Source organism: Kribbella flavida DSM 17836 (genome assembly GCF_000024345.1).
Taxonomy (GTDB): domain Bacteria; phylum Actinomycetota; class Actinomycetes; order Propionibacteriales; family Kribbellaceae; genus Kribbella; species Kribbella flavida.
Genome location: NC_013729.1, coordinates 2,767,223 through 2,789,206 on the forward strand (window position 1 = coordinate 2,767,223; position 21,984 = coordinate 2,789,206).

General features: G+C 71.8%; 23 protein-coding genes. 12 read left to right on the forward strand and 11 right to left on the reverse strand.

Features of this window, described 5'->3' with window-relative positions; genetic code table 11:
* Nucleotides 1–3: 3 nt before the first annotated feature.
* Nucleotides 4–2,649 carry a family 78 glycoside hydrolase catalytic domain gene (locus KFLA_RS12995; RefSeq protein ID WP_012920252.1) on the reverse strand — a complete coding sequence of 882 codons (2,646 nt, stop codon included), beginning with the start codon at nt 2,647–2,649 and terminating at the stop codon, nt 4–6.
* Between the two features lie 369 nt (nt 2,650–3,018).
* Here KFLA_RS12995 and KFLA_RS39655 point away from each other — a divergent pair, with 369 nt between their 5' ends.
* The 5 genes from KFLA_RS39655 to KFLA_RS13015 all read left to right on the forward strand — a co-directional run bounded on the left by KFLA_RS39655 (nt 3,019) and on the right by KFLA_RS13015 (nt 6,650).
* Entirely contained in the window at nt 3,019–3,105 is an 87-nt protein-coding gene (locus KFLA_RS39655) for a putative leader peptide (protein WP_363818422.1), read from the forward strand.
* A 93-nt stretch (nt 3,106–3,198) separates the two neighbouring features.
* Complete coding sequence (locus KFLA_RS13000; RefSeq protein ID WP_012920254.1) at nt 3,199–4,284, forward strand: ABC transporter substrate-binding protein; 1,086 nt, start codon at nt 3,199–3,201, stop codon at nt 4,282–4,284.
* A gap of 147 nt (nt 4,285–4,431) precedes the next feature.
* Entirely contained in the window at nt 4,432–5,235 is an 804-nt protein-coding gene (locus tag KFLA_RS13005; RefSeq protein WP_012920255.1) for an ABC transporter ATP-binding protein, read from the forward strand.
* Entirely contained in the window at nt 5,222–6,124 is a 903-nt protein-coding gene (locus tag KFLA_RS13010; RefSeq protein ID WP_012920256.1) for an ABC transporter permease, read from the forward strand. Before KFLA_RS13005 ends, KFLA_RS13010 begins: the two co-directional genes overlap by 14 nt.
* An 88-nt stretch (nt 6,125–6,212) precedes the next feature.
* Nucleotides 6,213–6,650 carry a PLD nuclease N-terminal domain-containing protein gene (locus KFLA_RS13015; protein ID WP_012920257.1) on the forward strand — a complete coding sequence of 146 codons (438 nt, stop codon included), beginning with the start codon at nt 6,213–6,215 and terminating at the stop codon, nt 6,648–6,650.
* A 166-nt stretch (nt 6,651–6,816) separates the two neighbouring features.
* Here the strand turns inward: KFLA_RS13015 and KFLA_RS13020 are convergent, their stop codons facing one another.
* Nucleotides 6,817–7,074, reverse strand: a complete 258-nt coding sequence (locus KFLA_RS13020; protein WP_112247655.1) for a WhiB family transcriptional regulator — start codon at nt 7,072–7,074, stop codon at nt 6,817–6,819.
* A 198-nt stretch (nt 7,075–7,272) separates the two neighbouring features.
* Between KFLA_RS13020 and KFLA_RS13025 the strand changes: the two genes are divergently transcribed.
* Nucleotides 7,273–8,235: a MerR family transcriptional regulator gene (locus tag KFLA_RS13025; protein ID WP_158307278.1), complete on the forward strand. Its 963-nt coding sequence runs from the start codon at nt 7,273–7,275 to the stop codon at nt 8,233–8,235.
* Between the two features lie 42 nt (nt 8,236–8,277).
* Here the strand turns inward: KFLA_RS13025 and crcB (KFLA_RS13030) are convergent, their stop codons facing one another.
* From crcB (KFLA_RS13030) to KFLA_RS37930, 5 genes are all read right to left on the reverse strand, one after another.
* The gene (gene crcB, locus KFLA_RS13030; RefSeq protein WP_012920260.1) at nt 8,278–8,631 is read right to left on the reverse strand and encodes a fluoride efflux transporter CrcB; all 354 of its coding nucleotides are present in this window, start codon (nt 8,629–8,631) and stop codon (nt 8,278–8,280) included.
* Nucleotides 8,628–9,008: a fluoride efflux transporter CrcB gene (gene crcB / locus KFLA_RS13035; RefSeq protein WP_012920261.1), complete on the reverse strand. Its 381-nt coding sequence runs from the start codon at nt 9,006–9,008 to the stop codon at nt 8,628–8,630. The genes crcB (KFLA_RS13030) and crcB (KFLA_RS13035) overlap by 4 nt, the downstream gene beginning before the upstream one ends.
* 43 nt (nt 9,009–9,051) lie before the next feature.
* Complete coding sequence (locus tag KFLA_RS13040) at nt 9,052–9,600, reverse strand: histidine phosphatase family protein (RefSeq protein WP_012920262.1); 549 nt, start codon at nt 9,598–9,600, stop codon at nt 9,052–9,054.
* Between the two features lie 96 nt (nt 9,601–9,696).
* A complete protein-coding gene (locus tag KFLA_RS35540; protein WP_237706791.1) occupies nt 9,697–10,086 on the reverse strand; it encodes a hypothetical protein in 390 nt (129 codons plus the stop codon).
* Between the two features lie 139 nt (nt 10,087–10,225).
* On the reverse strand, nt 10,226–10,378 hold the full coding sequence (locus KFLA_RS37930; protein ID WP_158307279.1) for a hypothetical protein: 153 nt from the start codon (nt 10,376–10,378) through the stop codon (nt 10,226–10,228).
* A gap of 308 nt (nt 10,379–10,686) precedes the next feature.
* On the opposite strand from KFLA_RS37930, the gene KFLA_RS13055 reads away from it, so the two are divergent.
* The 3 genes from KFLA_RS13055 (at nt 10,687) to KFLA_RS13065 (ending at nt 14,922) form a co-directional block, all read left to right on the forward strand.
* Nucleotides 10,687–11,781, forward strand: coding sequence for a 3-deoxy-7-phosphoheptulonate synthase (locus KFLA_RS13055; RefSeq protein WP_012920264.1), 1,095 nt, complete (start codon nt 10,687–10,689; stop codon nt 11,779–11,781).
* Nucleotides 11,782–12,006: 225 nt separating this feature from the next.
* Complete coding sequence (locus KFLA_RS13060; protein WP_012920265.1) at nt 12,007–12,651, forward strand: hypothetical protein; 645 nt, start codon at nt 12,007–12,009, stop codon at nt 12,649–12,651.
* Nucleotides 12,652–12,846: 195 nt separating this feature from the next.
* Nucleotides 12,847–14,922, forward strand: coding sequence for a phosphocholine-specific phospholipase C (locus KFLA_RS13065; protein WP_012920266.1), 2,076 nt, complete (start codon nt 12,847–12,849; stop codon nt 14,920–14,922).
* Nucleotides 14,923–15,106: 184 nt separating this feature from the next.
* On the opposite strand, the gene KFLA_RS13070 is transcribed toward KFLA_RS13065, so the two are convergent.
* Genes KFLA_RS13070 through KFLA_RS13080 form a run of 3 tightly spaced genes read right to left on the reverse strand, consistent with a single transcriptional unit; the run spans nt 15,107 to nt 16,572 of the window.
* Entirely contained in the window at nt 15,107–15,361 is a 255-nt protein-coding gene (locus KFLA_RS13070; protein WP_012920267.1) for a hypothetical protein, read from the reverse strand.
* A gap of 28 nt (nt 15,362–15,389) precedes the next feature.
* Nucleotides 15,390–15,881, reverse strand: coding sequence for a Cys-tRNA(Pro) deacylase (gene ybaK, locus KFLA_RS13075; RefSeq protein WP_012920268.1), 492 nt, complete (start codon nt 15,879–15,881; stop codon nt 15,390–15,392).
* A gap of 10 nt (nt 15,882–15,891) precedes the next feature.
* Nucleotides 15,892–16,572, reverse strand: a complete 681-nt coding sequence (locus KFLA_RS13080; protein ID WP_012920269.1) for a helix-turn-helix transcriptional regulator — start codon at nt 16,570–16,572, stop codon at nt 15,892–15,894.
* 71 nt (nt 16,573–16,643) lie between these two features.
* Between KFLA_RS13080 and folE the strand changes: the two genes are divergently transcribed.
* Nucleotides 16,644–17,270: a GTP cyclohydrolase I FolE gene (gene folE / locus KFLA_RS13085; RefSeq protein ID WP_012920270.1), complete on the forward strand. Its 627-nt coding sequence runs from the start codon at nt 16,644–16,646 to the stop codon at nt 17,268–17,270.
* Between the two features lie 21 nt (nt 17,271–17,291).
* On the opposite strand, the gene KFLA_RS13090 is transcribed toward folE, so the two are convergent.
* Nucleotides 17,292–17,609, reverse strand: coding sequence for a hypothetical protein (locus KFLA_RS13090; protein ID WP_012920271.1), 318 nt, complete (start codon nt 17,607–17,609; stop codon nt 17,292–17,294).
* 368 nt (nt 17,610–17,977) lie between these two features.
* On the opposite strand from KFLA_RS13090, the gene KFLA_RS13095 reads away from it, so the two are divergent.
* Together KFLA_RS13095 and KFLA_RS13100 are read left to right on the forward strand one after the other, a co-directional pair.
* The gene (locus tag KFLA_RS13095; protein WP_012920272.1) at nt 17,978–19,414 is read left to right on the forward strand and encodes a 3' terminal RNA ribose 2'-O-methyltransferase Hen1; all 1,437 of its coding nucleotides are present in this window, start codon (nt 17,978–17,980) and stop codon (nt 19,412–19,414) included.
* Nucleotides 19,411–21,942, forward strand: a complete 2,532-nt coding sequence (locus KFLA_RS13100; protein WP_012920273.1) for a polynucleotide kinase-phosphatase — start codon at nt 19,411–19,413, stop codon at nt 21,940–21,942. Before KFLA_RS13095 ends, KFLA_RS13100 begins: the two co-directional genes overlap by 4 nt.
* Nucleotides 21,943–21,984 lie beyond the last annotated feature (42 nt).

Genomic DNA, 21,984 nt, shown 5'->3' on the forward strand with positions numbered 1-21,984 from the left:
GCGTCACGCCGTCCGGCTGGTGAAGTGCCACTGGCCCGACGGCACGGTGTAGACGGTGTAGCCGTCGGACCGGGTCGGCTCCCCGGCGTACGGGCTGGGGACGGCGGTGACGTCGGCCGCGGCCTCCGACGGCACGTGCACCTCCGCGACGCAGCCGACCGGAACCTGGACCTCGAGCTGCAGCACCCGTCCGACCAGTCGCCAGGACGCCGCGACCCGCCCGCGGACGGTGTCGGTCCGCAGCGCGGCCGACGTGCTGCCGGTGCGGGCGTCCGGCCGGACGACGATCCGCTGCCAGCCGTTGCCGACGTTGCGCAGGCCGGCGACGCTCTCCAGCAGCCACTGCACGACCGTGCCGTGGAAGTAGTGGTTGCGCGACCTGGTGTCGGCCTCCCACATCTCCCACAACGTGTCCGCGCCCTCCTCGAGCCAGTAGCCCCAGCTCGGGTACGTCCGCTGCTGGGCGAGCTTCGCCGCGACGTCCGCGTGCCCGTACTGCGTCAGCACCGGCAGCAAGACACCGACGCCCAGGCAACCGGTGTTCAGGTGGAAGTCGCGGGCCTGCACGTCGGCGACCAAGTTGGCGACGACGCGGGGGACCTGGTCCTCGGGCACCAGACCGAACGCGAGCGGGACGGCGTTCGAGGTCTGCCGGTAGTCGGGGTCGGCGGCGGTCCGGTAGAGCCCCGCCTCGCGGTCGAGGAACTCGCGGTTCAGCCCGTCGGCCAGCTCGGCCGCAGCCTTCCGCAGCCGCTCCAGCTCACTGGTCTCGCCGATCAGTTCGCCGATCTCGACCACGGCCGTCACCGCCCGGTGCAGGTACGCCGTGGCGGTGAGCCGCGAGTCCTCCGGCGGCGGGCCGTCCGGGTAGCCCGGTGGCAGCCAGTCACCGAGCACACTGATCGACAGGCCGTCCTCGACCCGCTCCAGCTCCCAGTCCAGGTAGCGCAGCACGGCGTCCCAGTGGTCTGCGAGCACGCGGGTGTCGCCGTACCAGCGGTGCATCTCGCGAAGCAGGAACGGGTAGACCGTCGACCACTCGGTGGCCGGCGCGAGCTCGGCGTACCCCCAGCCGGCGGACGGCACGATCACCGGCAGCCGGCCGTCGGGAAGCTGGCTGTCGCGCAGGTCGTCCAGCCACTTGGTGAAGAAGCGGGCCAGGTCGACCAGCGAGGCCATCGTCGGTGCGCCGACCTGGGCGTCACCCGTCCACCCGTTCTTCTCGAAGATCGGGGTGTCGGTGGGAATGCCGTGCAGGTTGTTGAGCACCGTCCGGCGCATCGCCTGCTCCAGCCAGCTGTAGACCTCGACGTCGGAATCGAACCGCGAAGCGGCGCGCACGTCGGAGTGCACGACCTTCAGCACCACCTCGGCCTCGGCGTCCCCGGTGACCTGCAGGTAGCGGAAACCCTTGTACGAGAAGCGCGGCTCCCACTGCTCGATCTCGTGGCCGGCGGCAACGTACTCGTCCTGCTGGAAGCGGTCTCCATCGACGTGCCGGTTGGTCGCCTCGACCTGACCGTCGGCCGTCAGGGTCTCGCCGTAGACCAGGGTGAAGCGGCTCCCGGCCGGGGCTTCGACGCGCAGCTTCGCCCAGCCGGCCGTGGTGCGGCCGAAGTCGATCACCTGGACGCCGGCCCGCGGACTGCTGATCGCGACGGGCGCGACCTCCTCGACCACGCGGATCGGCTCGTGCGCCTGGGCCCGCAGCGTGCCCTGCGGCGCCGTCAGCTCGACGGCCGGCGACCACGCGGCGTCGTCGAAGCCGGGCGCGTCCCACCCGGGCTGCGCGAGCCGGGCGTCGTACCTCTCGCCGGCGTACAGGGAGTCCGAGACGGTCGGGCCGCTCGTCACCCGCCACGACCCGTCCGAGACCAGCTCGGTCGTCGTGCCGTCCTCGTGGTCGATCACGAGCCGCGCCAGCAGCCGGGGATCACCCGTCCACGGCGCCTGGTGCCAACGCCAGACGTTCGGCGTGGTCATGCCGAAGAATCCGCGGCCGAGCTCCGCGCCCAGCACGTTCTCCCCGGCCTGCAGCAGCTCCGTCACGTCGTGCGTCACGTAGAGCACGGTCCGGTCGTAGTTGGTGAAGCCCGGATCGAGCACGGCGTCGCCGACCTGCTGCCCGTTGACCCGCAGTACGGCGTACGCGAGGCCGCTCGCGTAGAGCCGCGCCCGCCTGACCGGACCGGTGAGCTCGAAAGGTCGCCGCAGCAGGGGAGCGGCCTCGGTCGACGCGCCGATCCACCGCGCGGCGCCGAAGCCCTCGTCCAGCAGCGCGGTCTCGAACCAGCTCGGCCGGCTCCACCGGCCGGCCCGGCCTTGCCCGTCCCACAACCGCACGGCCCAGTGGTAGCGCGTCCGGGCCGCGAGCGCAGGCCCGTCGTACGCGACCTGAACGGCGTCCGACCCGACCTGGCCGGAGTCCCAGACGTCGGCCTGCTCGGGCGACAGCAGCTCCGGCTGGCTGGCGACGAGCACCTGGTACGCCGACTGGGTGGCGCCGTACCCGGGCGCGGTCGCGATCCAGGCCAGCCGCGGCCGCACCTCGTCGGTGCCGTGCGGTTCCTCGGCGTACTCGGCCGTGAGCTTCGCCACGGCGAGCGGTCCGCCGGAGGTCCAGCCGTCCGGGGCAACGGGTTCGGCCATACGGGCGGGGCTCCTCACGGACGACGGCACATCCCGCAGGACCGTACGTAACCGCGGCTGCCGCGGGCAACACCGCTGACCGCATTCGGACAGCTGTACGCGTGCCTGCCGGCCCGGAGGCTCGCCTCACCGGCGATGACCCGATCACCTCCGACCCGGGCAGGCACGCAGCGGCCGCCCCGGCGACATCGACCCGACAACCGCGAGGGTGCCGGCCACTCAGCTCTGAAGTCTTCCGGATGCACAACTTTTGAACAAGTTCCCGGTGTGCGGCAGGGAAAGGCGCCGGAAGTGTCTCGGATGACGATTAGTCGTCTCGTATGCTGAAACCAGAGCCCGTTGATGGACTTTGTCCGCTTTCATAGGGGGATGCAGGTCACCGCCAACCGGCCAGCCGACGCGCTCACCCGCCGTCGGCACGTCGACCTGCTCCGCGTCGCCTCCGCGACCTGTTGACCTTCGGCGCACTTCCTCGCCCGCTGTCGCCCTGCAGCCTCAGCCCGCAAGTCCGCCCGCGACGCCCGTCGCCTGCACCGACGAAGGTCTCCTGTGAGCATCAGCCGTTTCCGCTTCGCCCGTCCCACCCGCCTGCTGGCCGCCTCGGCCGCCGTGCTGTCCCTGGTCGCCGTCACGGCCGGCTGCTCGCGCGCCGACCGGGACGAGTCCTCGGTGGCGGCAACCGACAAGGGCCCGGCCACCGAGCTGCGGCTCGGCTACTTCCCCAACGTCACCCACGCGGCCGCCCTGGTCGGGCTCGGCAACGGTCTGTTCGGCAAGGAGCTCGGCACTACCAAGCTGGTGCCGACCAAGTTCAACGCCGGACCCGAGGCGGTCGGCGCGCTGCTCGGCGGCTCGCTCGACGCGTCGTTCATCGGGTCCGGCCCGGCCATCAACGCCTACGCCAAGTCCAACGGCGAAGCGGTCCGCCTGGTCGCCGGAGCGACCTCCGGCGGCGCCCAGCTGGTGGTCCGGCCGACCATCAGCAAGCCTGAGGACCTGGCCGGCAAGACCGTCGTCACCCCGCAGCTCGGCAACACCCAGGACGTGTCGCTGAAGAAGTGGCTGGCCGAGAAGAACCTGACCGGCAAGGTCAAAGTGACCAACCTGGAGAACGCGGCCACCCTGGACGCGTTCCAGAAGGGCGACGTGGACGCCGCCTGGCTGCCCGAGCCCTGGTCGTCCCGGCTGGTCCTGGACGCCGGCGCCAAGGTCCTGCTGGACGAGGCCGAGCTGTGGCCGGACGGCAAGTTCCCGACCACGGTGCTGATCGTCCGCACCCAGTTCCTGCAGGAGCACCCGGAGAGCGTCCGGCAGCTGCTGGCCGGCCTGGTCGCGGCGATCGACTTCAGCAACGCCGACAAGGCCGCGGCCAAGACCGTGGTGAACGACCAGCTCAAGGAGCTCACCGGCAAGGCGCTGAAGCCGGCGGTGATCGACCGGGCCTTCGGCAAGATCGAGATCACCGCCGACCCGGTGGCCGCGCAGTTCCCGCAGCTGGCCAAGGACCAGGTCACCGCGGCGATCGCCAAGGAGGCGCCGGACGTCTCCGGCTTCGCCGACCTCGGCCCGCTCAACGACGTCCTGAGCAAGGCAGGCAAGCCGGCCGTCGACGCCGCCGGCCTGGACAAGAAGTAACCCGCACCCCGCTCCGCAGGCCCGGCGCGCCGCATCGCGCCCAGGCCCCGCACCCGCTCCGCACCGCACCGCACCCGCACCGCGCAGTTCGCTCCCCGCCCAGGGAGTCGCAGGCAGGCCACAGGTTCCGCACCCAGGAGGCAGATGATGACCGCGACGATCGAGGACCGGCAGACCATGAGTACCGGCGTGCAGCCGGTGCGGTTCCACCAGGTGGGCAAGGCGTTCGGCCAGGGCCCGAAGGCCGTGGTCGCGCTGGACCAGGTGGACCTCGAGGTGGCGGCCGGTGAGTTCGTCTGCCTGCTCGGCGCGTCCGGCTGCGGCAAGACCACGCTGCTCAACCTGGTCGCTGGGCTGGACCGGCCCAGCAGCGGGCGGATCGAGGTCAACTCGTCCCGTCCGGCGGTGGTGTTCCAGGAGGCCGCGCTGATGCCGTGGCTGACGGCCGCCGGCAACGTCGAGCTGCCGCTGCGGATGGCCGGCGTACCGAAGGCGCAGCGCCGGGCCAAGGCGGCCGAGCTGCTGGAGCTGGTGCGACTGAAGGGGCTGGGCGACAAGCGGCCGCACGAGCTGTCGGGCGGGATGCGCCAGCGGGTCGCGCTCGCCCGTGCGCTCGCGTCCACCACCGACCACACCGGGACGGGCGCGGGCAAGCCGTCGCTGCTGCTGATGGACGAGCCGTTCTCCGCGCTCGACGCGATCACGCGGGACGTGCTGCAGGGTGAGCTGCTGCGGATCTGGCGGGCCACCGGCACCGCGATCCTGTTCGTCACCCACGACGTCCGCGAGGCGGTCCGGCTCGGGCAGCGCGTCGTCCTGCTGTCGTCCCGGCCGGGCCGGGTGGTGCGGGAGTGGGACGTCGACGGCCTCACCGGTACGCCGGAGGCGACGGCGGTCGACGAGATCAACGGTGCGCTGCGCGAGGTGATCAGTCGTCATGCCGCAGCCTGAACGCACCGGTCTGCAGGACCGGCCCGAGCAGCAGTACGCCGGCTCGGTGGAGGCCGGGCTGGACGCGCTGGACACCCCGGTCACCGACCACCAGAACGGCCTGGGCCGCCGGATCGCCGGGCGGGTGCTGCCGCCGGTCGGTGCGATCGTGCTGCTGATCGCCGTCTGGCAGGCGCTGTGGGCGGCCGCGTTCTGGCCCGAGTTCAAGCTGCCGGCGCCCGCCGACGTGTGGGCGCAGATCTGGCAGCTGGTCAGCACCGGCGAGATCCTGTCGCTGTTCTGGGTCTCAGTGCACCGCGCGGTGATCGGGTTCGCGATCTCGCTGCTCATCGCGGTGCCGCTGGGGCTGGCGATCGCGAACATCACCGTCGTACGCCGGGGCATCGGTCCGCTGGTGTCCGGCCTGCAGAGCCTGCCTTCGGTGGCGTGGGTGCCGGCCGCGATCCTGTGGTTCGGGCTGAACGACCGGGCCATCTACTGGGTCGTGCTGCTCGGAGCCGTGCCGTCGATCGCCAACGGCCTGGTCTCCGGTCTGGACCAGGTGCCGCCGATCCTGCCGCGGGTCGGCAAGGCGCTCGGTGCCGGGCGCTGGGGCGGGATCCGCTACATCCTGCTGCCGGCCGCGCTGCCGGGCTTTCTCGGCGGACTCAAGCAGGGCTGGGCGTTCTCCTGGCGGTCGCTGATGGCGGCGGAGCTGATCGCGACCTCACCGGACCTGGGTGAAGGGCTCGGTCAGTTCCTGCACAACGGCATGTCGCTGTCGGACATCTCGATGGTGTTCGCCGGCATCCTGCTGATCTTCGTGGTCGGCGTCGGCATCGAACTGCTGGTCTTCCGCCCACTGGAGAACTCGGTCCTGCGCGCCCGCGGTCTCACCCGCGCGACCTGACGGTGGAGGCGCGGACGTCACCGAGCCGAAAGCATTCGGGCCGCGCCGTCCGGCGCACGCGTTGTGAACCGCGCCGTACTGTTGGAGCGTGGTCCGATACCTGCCGTTTCTGATCAGCCTGGTGCTGACCGTCTACGCGCTCTTCTCCTGCATCCAGACGCGGAACGAGGACGTGCCGTACCTGCCCAAGCTGGTGTGGCTCGTCCTGATCGTGTTCGTGCCCTTCGCCGGGCCGATCACCTGGCTGCTGATGGCGCGGAACGCCGGCCGCCCGCAACGCCCGGTCCGCCAGGCGTCGTCCCCGGCGCGCCCGGTCGCGCCCGACGACGACCCGGACTTCCTGGCCTCGCTCGAGCGCTTCCGTGATCCGCGGGTGGGTGGCCCGGCCGCGCCGGAGAATCCACCGCCCGGCAAGCCCGAGGACAAGACCTCGGAGCCGCCGGCCGGCGATTCGGAGCCCGCGCCGGACGAGCCCAAGGACTCCGGCAAGCAGACGCCGACCGAGCCCGACGAGGGCAAGGCCTGAGCTCACCGGCCGGTCCGGCGGGCTGCTCGCCGGCCGGTTCGCAGGCGTGCTCACCGGCCGGTCGGGCGGGGTGTGGGGTCAACCTCCGGACGGGTGCCGGGGTCGGGTCCGGGCCCGGCCGGAGCCGGACCCGGAAGGGTCGGGGTGGTACCTCACCCGGCGGCCGTCAGGCGGACTTCCTGTGCTCGGCGAGTACGACGTTGTCCCGCTCGGATTCCGTGGTCCCACCCCAGACGCCGTACGGCTCTCCGACCGACAGCGCGTGCTGGCGGCACTCGGGCTGGACCGGGCAGGTTCCGCAGAGCGACTTGGCCACCATCTCGCGAGCGCGTTTGCGAACGCCACGCTCCGATTCGGGGGAGAAGAACAGCTCCGGGTTGACGTCGCGGCAAGCGGCTTGCGACTGCCAGTCCCACAGATCCATGAGCGGGCGGGGTAGGCGAGGCATCCCTCTCGACATGGCAACCTCCTTGACTCACCGTGAGCGCGGACGGGCGCTCGGTGAAAACTATGCTCAACTCATGCGTAGTTCAACCCTTGCCGTCTCGAAGTTCGGTCCATTCGTTATCGGCTCGTGGCGATTTCCGGCGTTCCAGGGCCTGAAACGGGCATGATGAAGGCCGTGCCGCCCGAGTCCGAGACCCTCACCGTCGGAGCCGCTGCCCGCCGTCTGGGCATCGCGGCACCGACCCTGCGCAGCTGGGAACGCCGGTACGGACTGAGCCCGAGCGCCCGCAGCGCAGGCGGTCACCGGCGCTACAACGGCGAGGATCTGGCCCGCCTGCGCGCGATGATGCGGCTGGTCGACCAGGGCGTGCCGACGGCCGAGGCGGCGTCGGAGGTGCGCGACCGGAGCTACGCCGGATCGTCACAGCTTGTGACATCGGCCACGTCCGCCGCTCACGGGCCGGCGAAAGCTGCCGCGTCAGGAGCCGCGCCGCCCTCGCGAGCCCGCCGGACGCCGCCGAGCACGCAGGTCGACCTGTTCGCGCTAGCGAACGCGATGGACGCCGAGCGGCTCACCCACGAGGTCGCGCGCTCCCTCGACCGGTACGGCGCCGTCGAGGCCTGGACCAGCCGGCTGGTGCCGCTGCTGGTCGACGTCGGCGACCAGTGGGAGCGCACCGGCGCCTGCGTCGAGATCGAGCACCTCGCGTCGGAGGCGGTCGCCGGCGGGCTGCGTTACCACACCCGGCGCACGATCCAGCGGAACCGGCCGAACGAGACGGAGCGGCCCGTCGTCCTGGCCTGCCTGGAGCGGGAGAACCACGCCCTGCCGCTGCTGGCCCTGGCGGCGGCGCTGGCCGAGCGCGGCGTACGGATCCGGACGCTGGGTGCCGCGACCCCGGTCACCTCGCTGTCGAACGCCGTGCGGCTGATCCGGCCGGCCGCGGTGTTCGTCTGGTCGAGCGCGCCCGAGACGGCGGACCGGGCCGGCCTGCGGACGTTGGCCCGCACCCGGCCGGCGTACTCGCTGGTGGTCGGGGGACCGGGCTGGCAGGGAGGCGGCAAGCCGGACGGCTGGGTCAACTCGCTCGCGGACGCGGTGGAGGCGCTGATCCGGGCGGTTCGGCCGGCGGGCTGAGCACGGCGCCGGACCGGGCGACGGCTGCGGCGACGAGGGCGGCTAGGTCAGGGCCGCGCCGAGCAGGGCGGCGGTCAGGCCGAGTCCGAGGTTGAGCGCGGCGTTCAGGGCCGCGATCCGGTGATCGCCGGAGCGGGCCAGTTGGACGGTCTCGGCGGCGAAGGTGCTGTACGTCGTGAAGGCGCCGCAGAACCCGACGCCGACCAGCAGTACGACGGCGTGGTCGGTGACGCCGGTGAGCAGACCGAGCACGAAGCTGCCGACCACGTTCACGGTCAACGTGCCCCAGGGCAACGGCTTCGCGCCGCGCAAGACGCGGGTGACGACGTAGCGGTCGGTCAGGTAGCGCAGCGGTGCTCCGACGGCGGCGCCCGCGGCGACCAGCAGCAGGTTCACCGGCTCGCCACCCGGTCGCCGATCCACGTCGCGACCAGGGCGGCCGCCAGAGTGCCGAAGAAGTACACCAGGGCGGTCGTCGCGTGGTCCGGCAGCAGCCTCTCGGTCTCGACCGCGAAGGTCGAGAACGTGGTGAAACCGCCCAGCACGCCGGTGCCGAGAAAGGGCCGCAGCAACGGGTGCGAGTTCGGCCGCAGCCGCGCGAGCAGGACCCCGATCGCGCAGCACCCGAGCATGTTGGTCGCGAAGGTCGCCCACGGGAAACCTCCCGTGCCGTGCGGAACCGCCTCCGCCAGCCCGTACCGTGCCAGCGAACCGGCGATGCCACCGGCCGAGATCACCAGCAGAATTCTGCTCAGTCCCACGTCACCCGTCATCGCCGCGATCGTAACTCCGGGCCGCGGCACGGTGCGTCGACGGTCAGTCGTCGTCGGCGGGGTCGTAGCGGTAGTACTCGTGGGCGCCGTGCGGCACGTTCTGCTCGCCGGTCAGCGCCCGGACGACCATCGCGTGGGTGATCGCGAGCACCGGGCCGTCCGTGCTCGCGGTGTGCCGGGCCAGTGCCGCGCGGGCCCGCTCCCGGACCCGGGACAGCGGCTCCCAGGACCGGGGAATGCCCTCCGGCCACTCGCCGCCGTACTCGTCCAGCTCGGCCTGCGCGGCCCGGACGGCGGCGACGCCGCGCCACAGCCCGGTGCTGTCCGGGAGCCAGTCGCGCAGGTCGTAATCCACCTTCACGCCGAGCGCCAGCCGGTGGCCGATGATCGCCGCACTGTGCAGCGCCCGCGTGTACGGCGAACTGACCAGGTACGTCGCGCCGATCCCGCCGAGCAGGTCGGCCAGTTCCTCGGCCTGCTTGACGCCGTCGGGGCTCAGCGGAGCCGAGTCGGCGGCTGTGCCGGGCCAGCCGCGGCTGTCCACCGGTGCGTAGTCCGGTGCGCCGTGCCGCACCAGGTAGATCTGGATCACGAGCCTGTTCTGCCTGACCAGGCAGCATCCCGCCGGTCCGTCCGCGGTGTCGTCATGGCCCGTGCTCCCATCCGTTGTCGGTCCCTGGTCCCGCGGTCAGCGGAGATGGCGTGCGCCGGCCCAGCCGCGGGTGTGCGCGCCGGGAAAGCCCGGGTCCGCGATCGCGCCCGGCGGCCGGACCGCGTGCTGGACGCCGAACAGGTGGTCGAGCTCGTCCAGCGCCGACCGCGTCTCCTGCTCGGTCTCCGGCCTGCCGTCCCCCGGCTCGTCCGGGGTGCTGGAGTCCGCCTCGAGCCAGTGGACCTCTGTGGCGCCCTGGTGGCCGTGCACCGCGAGCACCGAGTCGATGTCCGGCCAGACCGCCGTCGCCGGGTTGTTGCCTCGCCACCGCAACGCGACCGACCCGTCGGTGAACACGCAGCCCTCGGCGACCACGCCGGTGCCCGAGACGCCGCTCAGGTCCCGGTGGCGCACCAGCTCGAACATCCGCGGCCTCACCGCCGCGACCCGGCCGGATGGTGACGAAGTGGAACCTGACCCCCGAGCGGACCTGCCACCGTGCTTCGACCCCTTTGAAGACCTCGACCAGTAGTTGCGACCCTCAACGACGCACGACCCGTCGCGGTTACTGGCGACCGCGCCGCAGGAACACCCGCGCGGCCGGATCCAGCCCCAGCTTCGTCTCGCCTGCCCGGATCGCCAGCAGGCCGGGCGTGAACTCCTGCTCGGACAGGTCGCGGAAGCCGAGCCTGGCGTAGTACGGGCCGTTCCACGGCACTGCCCGGAAGGTGCTGAGCGTGAGTGCGGGCAGCCGCTGCCCGCCCGCCCAGTGATCGGCGGCGTCGATGTGACCCGGTCCGGCGGCACGGATTTCGGGTGGGGTGGGGCGAGGGTGCTACGCTGCGTGGTGTGAAGCGCAGCTATTGGCGATTTTTGAGTGGCCGGCCCTGGTGCCGGGTGACTCAGCCGATCGCTGACGCCCCGACGTAGTACCCAGAGCCGGCTCGAGGCAAGGACATCCGTCCTTGCCTTTTCTCATGTCAGCCGGCGCTGTCCTCGGGTTCTGTGCCGGCGGAAAGGTTCCCCGTGACGAACACCCTCCCGCACGCACCGGCCCAGCAGACAGGTCCGGTCGTCGACCGGCGGATCGAGAAGACCGTCCCGCTGCTCACCCCGCAGGCGCTGCACGACGAGCTGCCGCTGACCGACGACCTGGCCGAGGTCGTGGTGACCGGCCGGGACGCCGTCGCCGACGTGCTGAACGGTGCCGACGACCGGCTGCTGGTCGTCGTCGGCCCGTGCTCGGTGCACGACGCCGACGCCGCGCTGGAGTACGCCGAACGGCTGCGCCCGGTCGCCGAGCGGCTGTCCGACGGGCTGCTCGTGGTGATGCGGGTGTACTTCGAGAAGCCGCGTTCCACCCTCGGCTGGAAGGGCCTGATCAACGACCCGGGCCTGGACGGTTCCGGCGACGTGAACTCCGGCCTGCGGATCGCCCGCAAGCTGCTGCTCGAAGTGCTTGGCGAGGGCCTGCCGGTGGGGTGCGAGTTCCTCGACCCGATCACCCCGCAGTACATCTCGGACACCGTCGGCTGGGGCGCGATCGGCGCCCGCACGGTCGAGTCGCAGGTGCACCGCCAGTTGTCGTCCGGCCTGTCGATGCCGATCGGGATGAAGAACCGGCCCGACGGCAGCATCGCCACGGCGGTCGACGCGATCAAGGCGGCCGCCGTGCCGCACGTGTTCACCGGCATCGCGCACGACGGCACCCCGGCGATCCTGCACACCCGCGGCAACCCGGACTGCCACCTGGTCCTGCGCGGCTCCGACGCCGGGCCGAACTACGACGCGCAGTCCGTCGCCGGCGCGCAGGAACTGCTGCGCAACGCCGGCCTGGCCGAGCGGGTGGTCGTCGACGCGAGCCACGGCAACTCCCGCAAGGACCACCGCCGCCAGCCGCAGGTCGCGGCCGAGATCGGCGCCCAGGTGGCGGCCGGCAACCAGGCGATCGTCGGCGTGATGCTGGAGTCGTTCCTGGTCGAGGGCCGCCAGGACCTCGACCCGACCCGGGAGCTCACCTACGGCCAGTCGGTGACGGACGCCTGCCTCGGCTGGGACACCACCGTGCGGGTTCTCGAGGACCTGCGCGCCGCCGCCCTGGCGAGGCGTCAGGCGGGCTGACCGGGCTGCCCGCCGTAACGTCGCAACTTTTCCGCCGTTTCGGGCATCGAGCAAAAGACGGATATTGCCCGAACGCACCATCGGTGTTTCCCGAATGATCAACGAATTTGTCAGCATTAACTATCGCCTGGAGAATGTGGTGTACTGCGGGAGTTGCCCGGCAACGACGTCGGGCGATTCCGGAGGGGAAAGATCTTGCGTATCACCAGAAAAGCAGTAGCGGGCATGGCGGCACTGGCACTCGTCGGGGGCGGCGCAATTGCGATGGCGGCGTCGGCCGGTGCGGCGGAGTCGCCGGGCGCGCGGGACGCGACCACGTCGATCCCGAACTCCCAGGGCTCGGTGACCAACTGGCACCTCGGCAAGGGCAGCGTCTACGGCGACAACCTCGGCCCGGGCATGGTTCAGTGGTTCACCACCGTCTACGACGGCAGCGTGCACATGAAGGGCCTGGACGCCGACCTCAAGGCGAAGATCAGCAAGCCGGGCATCACGGGCCTGGAGTCGGACAGCCCGTACCCGGGCGCGACGCAACTGGCGGACAACCCCGGCCAGGGGGCCAACTCGACCGTGAAGTTCGAGGGTGACAACGGCGCCAAGCTGCAGCGCGCCTGGGTCCGGTGCGCCGACGGCAAGACCGCGCTCGGCGGCGGGTACCAGCGCGGCGACGAGGCGGTCGCCTCGATCAAGAACCTCCAGATCGTCAGCTCCGCCGCCACCCAGATCAAGGACGGCAAGGAGGTGTACGAGCCGATCGCCGGTGACAAGGCCGGCTCGCTCAAGCCGAACGCCTGGCTGGTCGAAGGCTTCAACAACGGCACGGTCGACCTGATCGTCCGGCCGACCGTGGTCTGCGCGAACATCGGCTGACCAGCAATTCCGGCCGATCGCGGCCGGCATTTCGGGCAAACGCTCGGCCGGGTGTTGCGGTCGAGCGTTTTCCTGTCGTCCGTCGTCGTGGTGCACGCGGTCGCCGGCGATTTCGGCGTACGGCGGCCGGCTTTTCTTCACCGAGCTGTTCCGAGGTGTTCACCCGGGGAGATCTGCTTGCTCTAGCCTGCGAGCATGACTGAGATCTCCCGCCGTCTCGTCCTGGGTTCCGCGGCCGGTGGCGCAGCGCTCTCGCTGCTGCCGCCGTCGCTGCACACCGCCATGGCACGGCCGCCCCGCAAGGGTGGCCTGAAGGCCGTCGAGCACGTGATCGTGCTGATGCAGGAGAATCGTTCCTTCGATCACTACTTCGGCACCCTGCGCGGGGTCCGGGGGTTCGGCGACCGCCGGCCGCTGCGGCTGCGTGACGGCCGGTCGGTGTTCCAGCAGCCGAAGCCCGGGGGCGGGGAGGTGCTGCCGTTCTCGATCCGGAAGGCGGCCGCCGCCGAGGGCCGCGACCCCGGCGACATCCAGTACCTGGCCGCGCTGGCGCACGGCTTCACCGACGCCACCCAGGCCTGGGGCAACGGCTGGAACGACGACTGGGTGGCGGCCAAGACCGCCGCGGCGATGACGCACTACGAGCGCCGCGACATCCCGCTGCAGTACGAGCTGGCCGAGACCTTCACGATCTGCGACGCCTACCACTGCTCGGTCAACGGCTCGACCAACCCGAACCGCAACTACCTGTGGTCCGGCACCACCGGCTACGAGCCGGGGACGACGCAGCGCGCGGTCACCAACGCGGCGTACTCCTACGACCACGCCGGCTACGACTGGACGGCGTACCCGGAGCGGCTGGAGCAGGCCGGGGTGTCCTGGCAGATCTATCAGGAGTGGGACAACTTCACCGACAACGCGGTCGAGTACTTCCGCACGTTCAAGGACATCGGGCAGCGGATCCTGGCGAACGTGCCGGGTGGTTACCGGACCACCGAGGAGTTCTACGACAAGCTGTTCGCCAAGACGCCGGAGCAGCGGGCGCTGGCGCTGAGGCAGCTCGACGCGGCGGTCGCGAAGCTGCCGAAGTGGGACCAGAAGCTGTTCCGGCAGGCGATGTACCGGTCCGAGCCGGAGACGCTGGTGCCGCGGCTGCGCGCGGACATCAAGGCCGGGCGGCTGCCGCAGGTGAGCTGGCTGGTGCCGTCGGCGATCGACTCCGAGCACCCGAGCACGTCCACGCCGGTCGGCAGCGCGAACCTGGTCTACGACCTGCTCGACGCGATCGCCGAGGACCCCGAGGTCTGGTCGAAGACCGTGCTGCTGATCAACTTCGACGAGAACGACGGGTACTTCGACCACGTGCCGCCGCCGGTCGCGCCGCGGCCGGCCGCCGGCAACGGCGACGACTGGTACGACGGCCGGCCGATCGGACTCGGGCCGCGGGTGCCGATGACGGTGGTGTCGCCGTGGACGATCGGCGGGCACGTCAACTCGCAGGTCTTCGACCACACCTCGGTGCTGCGGTTCCTGGAGACCTGGAGCGGAGTGCGCGAGCCGAACATCAGCAAGTGGCGGCGGACCGCCTGTGGCGACCTGACCTCGGCGTTCGACTTCCACCGGGCGTACCGGCAGCCGTCGGTGGATCGGCCGGGCACGGTGCCGGCGCCGGTCGACCGGTGGAAGCCGACCCCGCCGGCCGAGCAGGCGCTGCCGGTGCAGGAGCCGGGGCGCCGCCCGGCCCGCGGGCTGCCGTACCAGCCGGTCGCTTCCGGGGCTGTTGCTGACGGCATCCTTCGGCTGCGGCTGGCCAACGAGGGCAAGGAAGCCGCGCACTTCGCGGTCTACCCGTACGGCGGGGAGCTGCCGGCGCCGGGGCACTTCGACGTCCGGGACGCCGAGGTGGTCCCGGTGGAGGTGGACGGGCCGTACGAGCTGGCGGTGCAGGGGCCGAACCGGTTCTGGGTCGAGCTGGCCGGCTCGACCGACGGGGCCGCGGCCGGGCTCGACGTCCGGGTGGACGGTCTGGGTGGGGTGCTGCGAATCGAGCTGGAGAACCACGGCAGCAAGCCGCTGACGGTCAAGCTCCGCTCGAAGGGCTACGGCAGCCGGACCATCACCCAGGACGTGCGCGGCCGGCAGACCCGCACGCTCACCTGGCCCACCGACCAGGGCTGGTACGACGTCGAAGCCACCGTCGCCGAAGACCCCACCTACCGCCGCCGCCACACCGGCCACGCCGAAACCGGCCGCCCGAGCGTCACCGGCTGAGCCCACCGTTTCCCGCAGGCCCAACGGCCTGCGGGAAACAGCGCGGGTGCTGGGGGAGGCGTAGCGGGCGCTGAACTGGCGGGGAGCGTGCGGCCCATGCTCTTTCGGCGAGCTTGCTCGCGTGCTCAGCCCTCGCGGAGCTGTCAGCCGGCACGCCCGCTCGCGGGGGCACCCAGCGGCGTGATCAGGCGATGGGGCCTTCGAGGCGGCGCTGGATTTCTTCGATGTCCTCGCGGGTGAGCTGGCCGAGGATGCGGGCGGCGGACACGACGGCGAGCGTGTTGTCCTGGTCCTCCGGTTCCGGGTCGGACTGCTCGTCCTCGAACGGCCAGGAGGCGACCGCGGACAGCATCTCCTCGCGCTCGACGAAGCCGGCGGCGTACAGTTCGAGGAAGCCGCGCAGAGACGGCCTGGTCTCGATGTTCGGGTCGTCATCCATACCGGCAGCTCCTCAGCTCCTCAGCTCGTCAGCGGGCGATCGGCGCGGTGCGGGCGGAGGTGACGGCGATCAGGTCGGTGGGCGCCAGGCCGAGGTCGAGGCCGCGGCGGCCGCCGGAGACGTAGACGATGGCGTGCTCGGTGGCGCCGGCGTCGACGACGGTCGGCAGCGCGCGCTTCTGGCCGATCGGGCTGATCCCGCCGACGACGTACCCGGTGGTGCGCTCGGCCGCGGCCGGGTCGGCCATCACCGCCTTCTTGCCGTCGAGCGCCGCGGCCACGGCCTTCAGGTCGAGCTGCCGGTCCACCGGCACGACGCCGACCGCGAGCTTGCCGTCGACCTCCACCAGCAGCGTCTTGAACACCTGCTCCGGGGCGAGCCCGAGCGCGTCGGCCGCCTCCAGCCCGTAGGACTTCGCCGCCGGGTCGTGCTCGTAGGCGTGCGTGGTGAACGGCACCCCGGCCTTGGTCAGGGTGACGGTCGCAGGCGTGCCCTGCCCGGCTTGCTTCGTCTTGGCCACGCTTCCGAGCTTAGAGCTTTTCGGCGGTTTCGCGTGGTTCCAGCCGGACGCAGCAGTGGCCGGGTGTCGGTCGCAGCGTGGCCTGCAGGGCGGGTTCGCCGCGCGCTTCGAGCAGGCCTTCGACCAGGCGCAGGTTCATCGTGCAGATCAGCTTGGTGTGCCGCTGGACGAGCGCGTGGAACGGGCAGTTCGCGAAGGTGACCGCCGGTCCGTCGCTGCGCGGCTCGAACCCCTGACGGTCGAGGATCTCGGTCAACGGCTCGTCCGGCCGCGCCAGCGAGGCGCCGTACGCGTGGGCGCGCCGTTCCAGCGCCTGCCCGGGCGAACCGCCCGACTGCTCGGCGTCTTCGACGGCCGCCGCCAGCAGTTGCCCCGCGACGGCGTACCGGCGCTCGGGCAGCGAGAGCTCGATCTCGGCGTCGGAGCGGCGGTAGAGCTTGGCCGGGCGCCCCGCGCCCGGGCCCTGCCGACCGGTACGGCGTTCGTGCACGACCGTGAGCAGGCCTTCGGTCGCCAGCTTGTCCAGGTGGAACGCGGCGGTCGTCCGGGGGATCGCCAGCGCCGCGGCCGCATCGTCGCGGCTGACCGGCACGTCCGCCGCCCCGACGTGCTCGTACAGCCGGCGCCGGGTCGGTTCGTCCAGGGCGGCGACCGCCTGGAGCTTCGCCTGCAGGTTCGACGGGCGGTCCACGGGATGATTCTATCTCCAACTTTCGTTGACGAAACAGTAAGCTGAGCGTCGTCGATCACCAGGAGGGGCGTATGACCACGATCCGGACCGAGCTCGTTGAGACCGCCACGCCGGCGACCCTGCACGTGGTGGGAGGGCGTCCGGCGATCGACCTGGCCGCGGCCGAACGGGCCGTCGCGGACCTGCTGGTCGCGCTCGGCCGGGACCCGCACTCCGCGCACCTCGCCGAGACCCCCCGCCGGGTCGCGAACGCGTACGCCGAGATGCTGACGCCGCGGGAGTTCGACCTGACCACCTTCCCGAACGACGAGGGGTACGACGAGCTGGTGCTGGCCCGCGACATCCCGGTCCAGTCGCTGTGCGAGCACCACATGCTGCCGTTCCAGGGCGTCGCGCACGTCGGCTACCTGCCGGGTGCGCGGATCCTCGGGCTGTCCAAACTGGCTCGTGTGGTCGAGCTGTTCGCCCGCGACCTGCAGGTCCAGGAGCGGCTGACCAAGCAGGTCGCCGACTGGCTGCAGCTCCAGCTGGCGCCGAAGGGCGTCGGCGTGGTGATCGAGGCCGAGCACCAGTGCATGTCGTTGCGCGGCGTCCGGGCGACCGGCTCGACGACGGTCACCTCGGCCGTGCACGGCGCACTGCGCGAGAACCCGGCGTCCCGCCAGGAGTTTTTCGCCCTGACCGGGATCGCCGCCTAGGTGGCGCTGACGAGACAGGCGCTAGGCGGTCGCGACCACCGGAGCGTGGGTGTGCCGACCGGTGGCGAGGATGTGGCTCACCTCGCCGGGCAGCAGGTCGGTGCCGGGCACCGGTTCCATCTCGGACACGTCGTGCCAGCGGACCACGGTCGCGCCGCAGTGGCCGTGCACGGCGAGGATCGAGTCGAGGTCCGGCCAGACGGCGGTCGAGGGGTTGCTGCCGTGCCAGCGCAGCGCCACGGAGCCGTCGGTGAACACGCAGCCCTCGGCCACCACCCCGGTGCCGGAGACGCCGCTGACGTCGGTGAAGCGAACGAGGTCGAAGGTCTGCGGCTTCACCGGCGAACCTCCGCGGTCGCGGTGGCCGGTGAGCCTGAGGGAGCTGTTGCCATGGTCCTTTCCCGGAACTCGGCACGGATGAGCGACTCGCCACAAACCGGGGACAAGTACCGACTGTCAGCGGGGAAGAACGGTCCGTAGCGACACATCTTCTGTTCAACAAGCTAGAACCAAACCCGCCGGAAGCGCCAGAGGTGCCCGCGCGTGTCTCAGCAATCGATCAGGGCCTGCCCGGCAGCTGAAAAGTCCGGCCCGGCGGGTTTGTCCGGCCGGCGGCGGGACACCCGGCCTGCTCCTGACAAACTCGCGCGGTCGTTGCTGAGGACAAATAGCGGGCGGCGAGCCGGTCCGCGTGGTCGAATACCGGGGTGTTCCTGAGCCTCGGCACCACCTCGGCCGGTCTCGGCGCCCCGGCGTCCGAGTTCGGCTTCCTGCTGCACAAGAACCCGGCCCGGCCGCAGTCGCTGAGCGTCACCGGCGGTACGGCGTACGTGCTGTACCCGGAGGCGACCGAGGCGCGGTGCACGGCCGCGGTGCTCCTGGAGGTGGACCCGATCGCGCTGGTCCGCTCCGGCAAGGGCCGGGCGGCGGAGGGATTCACGCTCGGGCAGTACGTCAACGACCGCCCGTACGCCGCGTCCAGCCTGCTGGCGGTCGCGCTCGGCAAGCTGTTCCGGACCGCGATGAACGGGCGGTGCGACGCGCGTCCCGAACTGGCGGCGCGCCGGATCGCGCTCGACGTCCACGTGCCCGCGCTGCCGTGCCGCGGGGGACCGGAGCTGGCGGAACGCTTCTTCGCACCGCTCGGCTGGTCGGTCGACGCCCGGCCGATTCCGCTCGACCCGGAGATCCCGGAGTGGGGTGACTCCCGCTACGTCGACCTTCACCTGCACGGCGAGCTGCGGCTGGCGGACGCGCTGAACCACCTCTACGTGCTGCTCCCCGTGCTGGACGACGCGAAGCACTACTGGGTCGGCCCCGACGAGGTCGACAAGCTCGTGCGGGCCGGCGACGGCTGGCTGGGTGCCCACCCGGCCAAGGACCTCATCACCCGCCGCTACCTGGCTCACAGCCGCTCGCTGACCGACGCCGCCCTCGACCGTCTCACCGAGGTCGACGGGCAAGAGCTGCCGGAGGATCCGGCCGGCGAAGCCGGCGACGACGTCCCCGTGACGCCGGCACCGGGCGGCGTTTCGCTGGCGGTCGAGCGGCGGCGGGTCGTCCTGGACGTGGTGCGGGAGGTCGGCGCTCGGCGGGTCGCCGACGTGGGCTGCGGGGAAGGCGCTCTGGTCGCGGAGCTGCTGAAGGACGGCGGGATCGACCAGGTGCTGGCGACCGACGTGTCGGCGCGGGCGCTGGATCAGCTGGAGCGGCGTTTGCACGTGCGGGAGATGTCCGACCGGCAGCGCGAGCGGCTGCGGCTGTTCCAGTCGTCGGTGACGTACGCCGACGAGCGGCTGGCCGGGGTGGACGCGGCGGTGCTGATGGAGGTGGTCGAGCACGTCGACCCGCCGCGGCTGCCGGCGCTGGCCCAGGCGGTCTTCGGCGCGGCCCGGCCGGGTGCCGTGGTGGTGACGACGCCGAACGCGGAGTACAACGTGCGCTTCGAGAGCCTGCCGGCCGGGCAGTTCCGGCACCCCGACCACCGGTTCGAGTGGACCCGCGCGGAGTTCCGCGCCTGGGCCGAGAAGGTCGCCGCCACCTACAGGTACGCCGTGACGTTCCGCCCGGTCGGCCCGGAGGATCCTGAGGTCGGGCCGCCGACCCAGCTCGCCCTGTTCCGCCGCCAGGAGGCCGTCCGATGAGCACGATCGAGATCCCCGCGCTCAGCCTCGTCGTGCTGGTCGGCGCCAGCGGGTCGGGCAAGTCGACGTTCGCGCGCACGCACTTCCGCGGGACCGAGGTGATCTCCAGCGACTTCTGCCGTGGCCTGGTCGCCGACGACGAGAACGACCAGGCGGCCACCAAGGACGCCTTCGCGGTGCTGCACTTCATCGCCGCCACACGCCTCGCGGCCGGCCGGCTGACCGTGATCGACGCGACCAACGTGCAGCCCGAGGCGCGCCGCGAGCTGATCGCGCTGGCTCGCGAGCACGACGTGCTGCCGGTCGCGATCGTGCTGGATCCGCCGGAGCGGGTCTGCGTCGAGCGCAACGAGCAGCGGGCGGACCGGCAGTTCGGTGCCAAAGTGGTCGTGCGGCAGCGTTCGCAGCTGCGCCGGGGGCTGAAGAGCCTCAAGCGCGAGGGCTTCCGCGGTGTGCACGTGCTGTCGACGGTCGAGCAGATCGACGCGGTCCGGATCGAGCGGACCAAGCTGTTCAACGACCTGACCGACCAGACCGGCCCGTTCGACGTCATCGGCGACATCCACGGGTGCCGCGCCGAACTCGAGCAGCTGCTCACCGATCTCGGCTACACCCTCGTGCGCGACGCCCAGGGCCGCGCCGTCGACGCCCGGTACGACGAGGGCGCGCGGCGGGTGGTCTTCGTGGGTGACCTGGTCGATCGCGGCCCGGACACTCCCGGGGTGCTGCGGCTGGCCATGGGAATGGTTGCCTCAGGCAATGCCTTTTGCGTGCCGGGCAACCACGAGGACAAGCTGCTGCGGGCGCTGCGGGGCAAGAACGTGAAGCTGAGTCACGGGCTGGAGGAGTCGCTGGAGCAGCTCGCCGCCGAGCCGGCTGAGTTCCGTGCGCAGGTGGAGAGCTTCATCGACGGGCTGATCTCGCACTACGTGTTCGACGGCGGCAAGCTGGTCGTCTCGCACGCGGGGCTGGTCGAGCGGATGCACGGGCGGGCGTCCGGCCGGGTGCGCTCGTTCTGCCTGTACGGCGAGACGACCGGCGAGACCGACGAGTTCGGCCTGCCGGTGCGGTATCCCTGGGCGCAGGACTACCGCGGTCGCGCGATGGTCGTCTACGGCCACACCCCGACGCCGGAGCCGGAGTGGATCAACAACACGATCTGTCTCGACACCGGCTGCGTCTTCGGCGGCTCGCTCACCGCGCTGCGCTACCCCGAGCGCGAGCTGGTCTCCGTCCAGGCCGCCGAGCAGTACTACGCGCCCGCCAAACCGCTGCACGTCGCGAGTGCCCCGGCCCGCGAGCCCGACGTTCTCGACATCACCGACGTCACCGGTCGCCGGGTGATCGAGACCGCGACCCACGGCCGGCTGAGCGTGCGCGCCGAGCAGGCCGGGGCCGCGCTGGAGGTGATGAGCCGCTTCGCGATCGACCCGCGCTTCCTGCTCTACCTGCCGCCGACGATGAGCCCGGTCGCGACGTCGCCCGAGCCGGGACTGCTGGAGCACCCGCGGCAGGCGTTCGAGGCGTACCAGGCGCAGGGCGTGACCGAGCTGGTGTGCGAGGAGAAGCACATGGGCTCCCGCGCGGTCGTGCTGCTCACCCGGGACGACGACGTCGGGGAGTTGCGCTTCGGTCTGGCCGGCCGGGGCGCGGTCCACACCCGGACCGGCCGGTCGTTCTTCGGCCCGGACCTGACCGACGAGCTGCTGCTCCGGCTGCGCGAGGTCGCCGCCGCCGCGGGACTGTTCGACGAGCTGGACACCTCCTGGCTGCTGCTGGACGCCGAGCTGCTGCCGTGGAGCGCGAAGGCCGGCGACCTGCTGCGCAACCAGTACGCCGCCGTCGGCGCCGCCGCGCGTTCTTCGTTGCCAGTGGCAACGTCCGCGCTGGATTCGGCGCTGGCGGCCGGACTGGACGTCGGCGATCTGCTGGACCGGACCAAGCGGCGGACGGCGAACGCGGCGCGGTTCAGCGACGCCTATCGCCGGTACTGCTGGCCGACGGACGGGCTGGACGGCGTACGGGTGGCTCCGTTCCAGGTGCTGGCGTCGGAGGGCGCGACGTACCACGACCGGCCGCACGCCTGGCACCTCGGCATCGCCGACCGGCTGGTCGCCGCCGGACCGTCGCTGATCACGCAGACCCGCCGGCTGTTCGTCGACGCGGACTCGTGGCAGCAGGGGATCAGCTGGTGGGAGGAGCTGACCGGCGCGGGCGGTGAAGGCATGGTGGTCAAGCCGGCGGCGAACCTGGTCCGCACGGCGAAGGGCCTGGCCCAACCCGGGCTCAAGGTCCGGGGCCAGGAGTACCTGCGGATCATCTACGGCCCCGACTACACCGACCCGGAGAACTTCGACCGGCTGCGCCACCGCAACCTCGGCCACAAACGCTCGCTCGCCCTGCGCGAGTACGCCCTCGGCCTGGAGTCGCTCGAGCGCGCCGCCCGCGGCGAACCACTCTGGCGCGTGCACGAGTGCGTGTTCGCCGTGCTCGCCCTGGAGTCCGAGCCCGTCGACCCCCGCCTGTAGCCGACGTCCGAAGGAACTGGCGCCACGGCTTCGGCTCCTTCG